This window comes from Streptomyces sp. NPDC058964 (genome assembly GCF_042741275.1).
Lineage (GTDB): Bacteria > Actinomycetota > Actinomycetes > Streptomycetales > Streptomycetaceae > Streptomyces.
Genome location: NZ_JBHYKH010000464.1, coordinates 1 through 7,266 on the forward strand (window position 1 = coordinate 1; position 7,266 = coordinate 7,266).

At 70.7% G+C, this 7,266-nt stretch carries 8 protein-coding genes; 1 reads left to right on the plus strand and 7 read right to left on the minus strand.

The window, feature by feature from the left end; all coding sequences use genetic code 11:
- The 7 genes from ACFW2E_RS37105 to ACFW2E_RS37135 all read right to left on the minus strand — a co-directional run.
- Positions 1-561 (minus strand): acetyl-coenzyme A synthetase N-terminal domain-containing protein (locus ACFW2E_RS37105; protein ID WP_384473510.1); only part of this gene is annotated, 561 nt, incomplete at its 3' end.
- On the minus strand, positions 558-1,169 hold the full coding sequence (locus ACFW2E_RS37110; protein WP_384473513.1) for an RBBP9/YdeN family alpha/beta hydrolase: 612 nt from the start codon (positions 1,167-1,169) through the stop codon (positions 558-560). The genes ACFW2E_RS37105 and ACFW2E_RS37110, both read right to left, overlap by 4 nt.
- The gene (locus ACFW2E_RS37115) at positions 1,166-2,512 is read right to left on the minus strand and encodes an MFS transporter (RefSeq protein ID WP_384473516.1); all 1,347 of its coding nucleotides are present in this window, start codon (positions 2,510-2,512) and stop codon (positions 1,166-1,168) included. The genes ACFW2E_RS37110 and ACFW2E_RS37115 overlap by 4 nt, the downstream gene beginning before the upstream one ends.
- A gap of 34 nt (positions 2,513-2,546) precedes the next feature.
- Positions 2,547-3,467: a TauD/TfdA dioxygenase family protein gene (locus ACFW2E_RS37120; RefSeq protein ID WP_384473519.1), complete on the minus strand. Its 921-nt coding sequence runs from the start codon at positions 3,465-3,467 to the stop codon at positions 2,547-2,549.
- Positions 3,468-3,508: 41 nt separating this feature from the next.
- Positions 3,509-4,483 (minus strand): quinone oxidoreductase family protein, encoded by a 975-nt coding sequence (locus ACFW2E_RS37125; protein ID WP_384473522.1) that lies wholly within the window; start codon positions 4,481-4,483, stop codon positions 3,509-3,511.
- A gap of 46 nt (positions 4,484-4,529) precedes the next feature.
- Positions 4,530-5,588, minus strand: coding sequence for a 3-keto-5-aminohexanoate cleavage protein (locus ACFW2E_RS37130; protein ID WP_384473525.1), 1,059 nt, complete (start codon positions 5,586-5,588; stop codon positions 4,530-4,532).
- Between the two features lie 328 nt (positions 5,589-5,916).
- Positions 5,917-6,927: an AraC family transcriptional regulator ligand-binding domain-containing protein gene (locus ACFW2E_RS37135; RefSeq protein ID WP_384473528.1), complete on the minus strand. Its 1,011-nt coding sequence runs from the start codon at positions 6,925-6,927 to the stop codon at positions 5,917-5,919.
- 140 nt (positions 6,928-7,067) lie between these two features.
- On the opposite strand from ACFW2E_RS37135, the gene ACFW2E_RS37140 reads away from it, so the two are divergent.
- A partial coding sequence (locus ACFW2E_RS37140; protein ID WP_384473531.1) for a hypothetical protein occupies positions 7,068-7,266 on the plus strand: 199 nt, incomplete at its 3' end.

Here is a 7,266-nt window from a genome sequence, read left to right on the forward strand (position 1 = left end):
GTCCCCCCCGGGGCCCGGCGGTGTGGTGGTCCGTTTTGCGGGGCCGCTGTCTCTCTCGGGGGCCCGGGGGGGTGGGGGGCCGCGCCGCCCCCCCCCGGCCTGCGGCAGGTTCGTCAGGTACCCGGCGACCCGGTCCCCCGGCCCCACGCCCATGCGGCGCAGGGCCGCCGCGACGTCCGCGACCTCACGGCGCAGCTCTTCCCAGGAGGTCTCGACAGGGTTTCCTCCCTCGGTCAGGCTCACCAGCGCCGGGCGGGCGTCGTCGGCGTGCGCGAAGCAGCGTTCGGCGAAGTTGACCCGCGCGCCGGTGAACCAGGAGGCGCCCGGCATGGTGGCGTCGGCCAATACCTCGTCGTACCCGCTGACGGCGTCCAGTCCGTAGTACTCCCACACGGCGGACCAGAAGCCGGGCAGGTCCGTGGAACTCCACCGCCACAGTGCGGCGTAGTCGGCGAAGTGGAGGTCCCGGGTCTCCTCCAGCCACTCCATGAACACCGCCACGTTGGAGTCCTCGGTCTCGCGGCGGCCGGGGTACCACAGCAGGTCGGTCTCGTCGCTCATGCCCGCCGTCCCGTGGGGACCCGGGCGGATCCCATGCCCTCCAGCGTCCGCACGAGTTCTTCCGCGAGGGGCCATTCACCGTAGCCGGAGGCGGGGTTGAGGTGACCGACCGTGCCGAGGCCGACGAGACGGCTGCCCCAGCACGCGGCGAGTTCCGCGACCCGCTCCGGCGAGGCGAGTGGGTCGTTCGCACTCGCCGCGACCACGCTGGGGAAGGACAGCGGTACCCGGGGGACGGGCGTCCAGCCGTGTTCTGCCAGCTCGGCGGGGGTCGGATAGCCCTCGGGCAGCGGCGTCCCGAAGTCCGGCGGGGTCGCCAGCAGGGCGCCGCGGACGTTCGCGTGGTGGCGCCGGGCCCAGTGCACGGTGGTCATCACCCCAGCGCTGTGGGCGACCAGCACGACGGGGCCGTTGACGGGCGCCAGCGTTCTGGCCAGGTGCCCGACCTGAGAGGCCAGGTCGAGGCGGTCTTCCTGCACCGGGGGCACGGTACGGACGGTGCGGCCGGACTCGGCGAGCCGGGTGGCCAGCAGCGTCTGCCAATGTCCTGGGACATGGTCGCGCAGGCCCGGGACGATCACCACGGTGGGCGGGGTGGCCTGGTTCACGAGGAGACCTCCGACGGCTTGCGGGACTCGGCCGTGGTGGCCGGGTTTCCGAGGCGGAGCAGGTCGCGCTCGTACCAGCGGCGGCCGACGAGGAAGGCCGCCGTTGCCGGAAGTGCGACGAGCGGCACGACACGCAGGGCGCCGATCAGACCGAAGTGGTCCGCGAGCGTGCCGGTGAGGGCGGGGCCGGGGGCCAGGCCGAGCAGGCTGTTGGCCAGGGTGAGGGTGGCGAAGGCCGTCGCGGCGACGGAGGCAGGGGTCAGGTTCGCCACCATTGCCGCGGCAGGACCGGCCGTCGCCGCGGACAGCAGGGAGCCGACGGCGAGGGCGGTCAACTGGGCCGGACCGACGGGCAGTCGGAACGCGACCGTCAGCAGGAGGAGTGAGCCGAGGCTGCAGGTGACGGCGACACTCCACTTGCGGATCGGGGCGATGGCGCTGATGCGGTCCGAGGCGACACCACCCACGATCATCCCGATACCGATGACCATCGCGTAGAGGCCGGCGACCGCGCCGGCCTCGGCGGGCGCCATGTCGTAGTAGCGGTCGAAGAAGCTGGGCAGCCAGGCCAGGAGCGCGGCGCCGACGAAGAGCTGCAGGCCGCTGCCGACGTAGGCGCTGACGACGGAGACGGACGAGAACAGACGGGGCAGGTGCCCGCGCAGCGGTGTGGGGGAGGGGCCGTCCTCCGTGACGTCGTGCGGCTGGTCGCGCGGGGTGAGTCTGCTCTCCTTGACGACGACGCCGAACACCGCGGCGAGCACCAGCCCGAAGATGCCCATCGCCGCGAACGCCCAGCGCCAGCCCGCAGCTTGTGCCACGGCCCCGCCGACGGCCACCCCGAGCACAGAGCCGAAGGCACCGCCGGCGATGAACGCGCCGGACAGGGTGGCGCGCATCGCTACGGGAAAGATGCTCAGGACGACGGCGATGCCGACACTGCCGTACGCGGCCTCACCGATGCCGACGAAGAGGCGGCCGACGAACATCTCGCCGTAGCCGGCCGATATGGCACATCCCAGGGTGGCCACGCTCCACAGTGCCGCCGCGACCAGCAGGCTGCGCACCCTTCCGAAGCGGTCCGCCATCAGAGACATGGGGAAGGTGAGTACGCCGACCGTCAGGGCCACGATGCCGCTGAGCGACCCCAACGCCGCGTCGGACAGCAACCATTCGGCCTTGAGCATCGGGAAGACGGCGTTGAGCACCTGGCGGGACATGTAGTCGGACAGCAACAGGCCGAAACCCAGCGCGAAGACCGTCCAGGCATAGCCTCGTGACACGGGCCAGGCCGGTCCGGACACCGTCTGGTCCGGGGACTGCGCAGTGGTGTGAAACTCCATTGTCATCACCTCGACTGCTTCGAGTAGTGGCAGGTCAGAAGGGTCTGTCGCCCACAATCCCGGCGCGCTCCATCTTGCGGACGGCGGGCCAGTAGTCCTGGACGGCGTAGTGCTGGGTGGAGCGGTTGTCCCAGATGGCCACGCTGTTGGGCCGCCACCGGAACCGGACCTGGTACTCGGGGACCGCCGCCTGGCTGATCAGGTAGTTCAGGAGGTGGCTCGCGCCGGGCGCGTAGTCCTGGCCGAAGCGCACGTTGCCGGGCGTGTGGAAGTTGACGAAATGGGTGGTGAAGGCGTTGACGAAGAGGATCTTCTCGCCGGTCTCGGGGTGGGTGCGGACGACCGGGTGCTCCGCGTCCGGGAACCGCTCCTTGAGCGCGTGCCGCTGTTCCTCGGGCAGTACGGCGCCGAAGGTGGCCTCGATGCTGTGCCGCGCGCGCAGCCCCTCGATCTGCGTCTTGACGTGCTCGGGGAGGCGTCGGTAGGCCTCGGCCATGTTGACCCAGATCGTGTCGCCGCCCACCGGCGGGGACTCGATGCAGCGCAGCACGGCGCCCATGGACGGGCTGGTCCGCCAAGTGCCGTCGGTGTGCAGCGCGTTCTCGTAGTGCTCCGCCGGGCTGCCGAGGTCCTTGTAGATGCGGACCAGGCCTGGGTGGTCGGGGTCGCTGCCGGCGACGGGGTGGTCCTCCAGCAGGCCGAAGCGCTCGGCGAAGGCCACGTGGTCGGCGCGCGAGATGTCCTGGTCGCGCAGGAAGAGGACCTTGTGCTGGAGCAGCAGGCTCTTGATCTCGGCGAAGAGCCCGTCGTCGCGGGCGGCGTCGGCAAGGTGCACACCGCTGAGCTCGGCTCCGATGGTGCAGGTCAGCGGCTCGACCTGGATCGAGGTGCGCGGCGCGCCCGGGCGCACCGGCGTCGGGGTCCGCGGTTGCGGCGTGGCGAGGGTGTCGGGCATGGGTACTCACTCCCTGTGGTTGGGACGAGGGCGCTGGAGACTCAGAGGACGAAGACGGAGGATCCGGTGGTCCGCCCGGCCTCCAGGTCGCGGTGCGCCCGGACCGCGTCGTCGAGTGCGTAACGCTGATTGACCTCGATCTTGATGCGGCCCGAGGCGACGTGGTCGAACAGCTCACCGGCCAGCGCGCCGCGTTCGGCCGGGTCCGCGATGTAGTCGGCCAGGGCGGGCCGGGTGACGAACAGCGAGCCGTGGACGGCGAGTTGCATGGCGTCGATGGGCGGGACGGGGCCGGAGGCGGTGCCGAAACACACCAGCAGCCCGCGCCGGGACAGCGAGGCCAGCGAACTGGCGAAGGTGTCCTTGCCGATGCTGTCGAGGACCAGCGGGACCCCTGCGCCGTCGGTCAGCTCACGGACCCGCTCCGCCACGTCCTCGTGCCGGTAGCGGATGACGTGCCGGCATCCGTGCGCGAGGGCGATCTCAGCCTTCTCCTCGCTGGAGACCGTTCCGATCACACGGATGCCGAGCAGCGCGGCCCACTGCGCCACGATCAGGCCGACGCCGCCGGCCGCGGCGTGCAGCAGAACCGTGTCACCCGTCTTCAACGGATGGATCCTGCGCAGCAGATAAGCCGCCGTCAGGCCGCGCATGGTCATCGCGGCCGCCGTCTCGCAACCGATCCCGTGGGGCAGCGGAATCAGGTGCGAGGAGTCCATCACCCGTTCGGTGCTGTAGGCACCGAGCGGGCTTCCGGTGTACGTGACCCGCTGTCCCACTGAGACGTGGGTGACACCCTCGCCGACCGCCTCCACGACACCGGCCGCCTCCACGCCCATGCCGTCCGGAAGCCGGACCGGGTACAGGCCGGTTCGGAAGTAGGTGTCGGCGAAGTTGAGACCGACGGCCTCGTGCCGGATCCGCACCTGGCCCGGCCCCGGGTCGCCGACGGACACCTCCTCCCAGGTCAGGACGTCAGGGCCACCGGTTTCGTAGAAGCGGACGGCGTGTGCCACGGAGAGCTCCGAAGGGGTCGGTACGGGTGAGGGGGAGGGACCGGTGTCAGGCCTGGACGTCGCGGAGCATGAAGCCGCGCTGTCCCGGGCGCCGGTTGGGCACCATGCCGAGGCGGGCGATGGTCTCGTCGGCGTCCGTGTAGTACTCGCCGATCTTGTAGATCCGATTGGCGTCCGCTCCGGTGGCGATGTCACGGCCGAGCGCCTCGGAGATCTTCACCATCTGCTCGACCTGCTCCACGGAGGACATCCGCTCACCCTTGGCACGCCAGAGGTTGTCCTCGTTGCCGACCCGCACATGCTGTCCGAGGGCGATGGCGACGGCGTTCATCGGGGCCACGGCACGCATCGAGCTCTCGATGGTGAGGACGGCGCCGTCCGGCACACGGCGGATGAACTCGACCAGGTCGGCTGGGTGCCGGCCCGCGAAACCGCCACCGATGGCTACGTAGTTGAGGACCAGCGGCCCGGTGTGGACACCGGCCCTGATCAGCCGCTCGACGGTCTCCAGCTGCGCCAGGTGGGCGAGCTGGAAGTGCGGCTGGATGCCGTTCGCGCGCAGCCGCTTGAGGTGCTCCAGATAGAACTCCGGCCCCGCCTCCACGACCATGTCGCGGTACGCACGGTAGTAGTCCGGCTTCGCGATCGAGGTGCCCTCCAGGTCCTCGTCGGTCATGATCTCGACGATGTTCATCTGGCTGGTGTTGATCGCGATCGTCACCTGGTCCGGCGCCGGAGTGAGTTCGGCCAGCAGGTGGCGGGTGTCGTAGGCGAGCCACTTGGCGTCGCCGCCCTCGCCCTCGGGGGCGAAGGAGATCGAGCCGCCGATCTGCAGGACCATGTCCGGTACGGCCTCGCGCAGACGGCCCAGCAGCTCGTTGAACATGGACATCCGCTTGGAGCCCTTGCCGTCGAGCTCGCGCACGTGGATGTGGAGCACCGTTGCTCCGGCGTTGTGGCAGTCGACGGCCACCTGCACGTGCTCGTCCATCGTCAGCGGGATGTCGTCCGCGTCCCCGGGCAGCCATTCGGGGGCGTAAGGCGCCGCCTGGATCACCAGCTTTTCCTGGTTCTCGGGGAAGAGCGAGTCGTCGTGGAAGTGCACGGTGCGTCTCCTTGTCGGGAGGTGATCAGGTGCGAAGGGCTCGAGCGGACGCGGCGACGGAGCCGGCGGGGTACGACCGGCCGTGCGGGCGCGGTGAGTCGGGGACGGACGCACCCGGACGGGCTCCGGCCATCCCGGAGGAAGCACGCTCAGGGGGAGTGGCTCGAGCGTGGTCCTCCGGGGGCCGGCCGCCGGTGCGGTGGTGTCACCGTAGGGCCGCCCTCGTACGGCCGTTTGCCCTGTCGTGACAGGTGACTTGTCATTTGGGGACACCCGCGCACTGGTGCCGACGTGCGGACACGTACGTCCCCGGCGCGCTGCCCAGCCGCTACGCCCCGGCCCTCGTCCGCGCCTTGCGCCACTCCCGGGGACCGCAGCCGAACTGCTCACGGAACCAGCGCGAGAACGCGCTGAGTGATGAGAAGCCGAGCAACGTGCCGACCTCGGTCAGCGACCGGCTGGGGTTCGCCACGAACTGCTCGGCGAGCGCCGCGCGCGTGGAGCTCAGCAGGGACGAGAACGTCTCGCCCGACCGGGCCAGATGCCGGTGCACGGTCCGCCGGTCGACCCCGAGGCTGCGGGCGATCTCCTCGACGGAGCACCGCCCGGTCGGCAGCAGCGCCTCGATCAGGTCACGGATCCGGTCCGCCTCGCCGGCCTCACGGGGCACCGCGAGGGGCTCGAAGTACTGACGGGTGTAACTGCGCAGCTGCGCGTCCGCCATGGCGTTGGAGGCCCGAAGGTCGTCGGCGTACAGGACGACGCCGTTGAAGTCCCGGTCGAACTCCACCAGCGGCCCGAACATGCGCCGGTGCCCGGCTGTGTCCTTCGGCGCCGAGTGGGCGAAGCACACCGACAGTGGCCGCCACCGCGCGCCCAGGAACCCGCACAGGATGCGGTGGAAGGCGCCCACCGCGAGTTCCACCGCCTGGCGGCTCTGAACGACCTCGCCCAGCCGGATGTCCACCTTGAGTGTGGCCACACCGTTGGCCTCGGACAGCCGGGCGTGCAGTACCTCGTTGTAGGTGTGCTGGTGCCGGATCAACAGCTCCAGCGCGCTGTGCACATCGGGCTCCTCCCGCACCAGCAGACTGATCGGCCCCAGATTCGACAGGCGCCGCCGCTCCGCCAGCAGCAGGCCGAAGTCTTCGCGGCCCGAAGCGGCGGCCGACAGCTCCAGGAGCCGTACCACTGCCGAGCCCGAGATCCACCGGTCCTGCACGGCCAGGTCGGCCGGGTCCAGACCGACGCTCTTCATCAGCGCGCGCGGATCCAGCCCGAGAGACCGGCTCACTTCCACGAAGCCGTTCAGCGCAGCGGTACGGGCCAAGGGCCTCATGGGCACTCTCCAGAGACGGGTCCCCAGAAGTTAAGTTTCCCGTCCCCTCGGGTCAAGCATTCCGTACGACCTCTTCGTAGCATCCTCGTCGACGCGAACCCGCCGGGCACCCGTCCGGTACGCGAGGCAGGGAGGCGGCAATGGCCCACGCAGCAGGAACCGGGACCGGCGCGGGCAGGCCCTTTTCCGGCCCCGCCCTCTGGTACGGCCCCGACCTCGTGGGGCGCGAGGACTGGATCACGCGCCTCACGGCCACCCACCGCGACGAACTGCTCACCGCCCTGCGCACCGCTCGCGCACGCGCCGCCACGCTGCTGGGCATGACCCGCGCCGACTTCC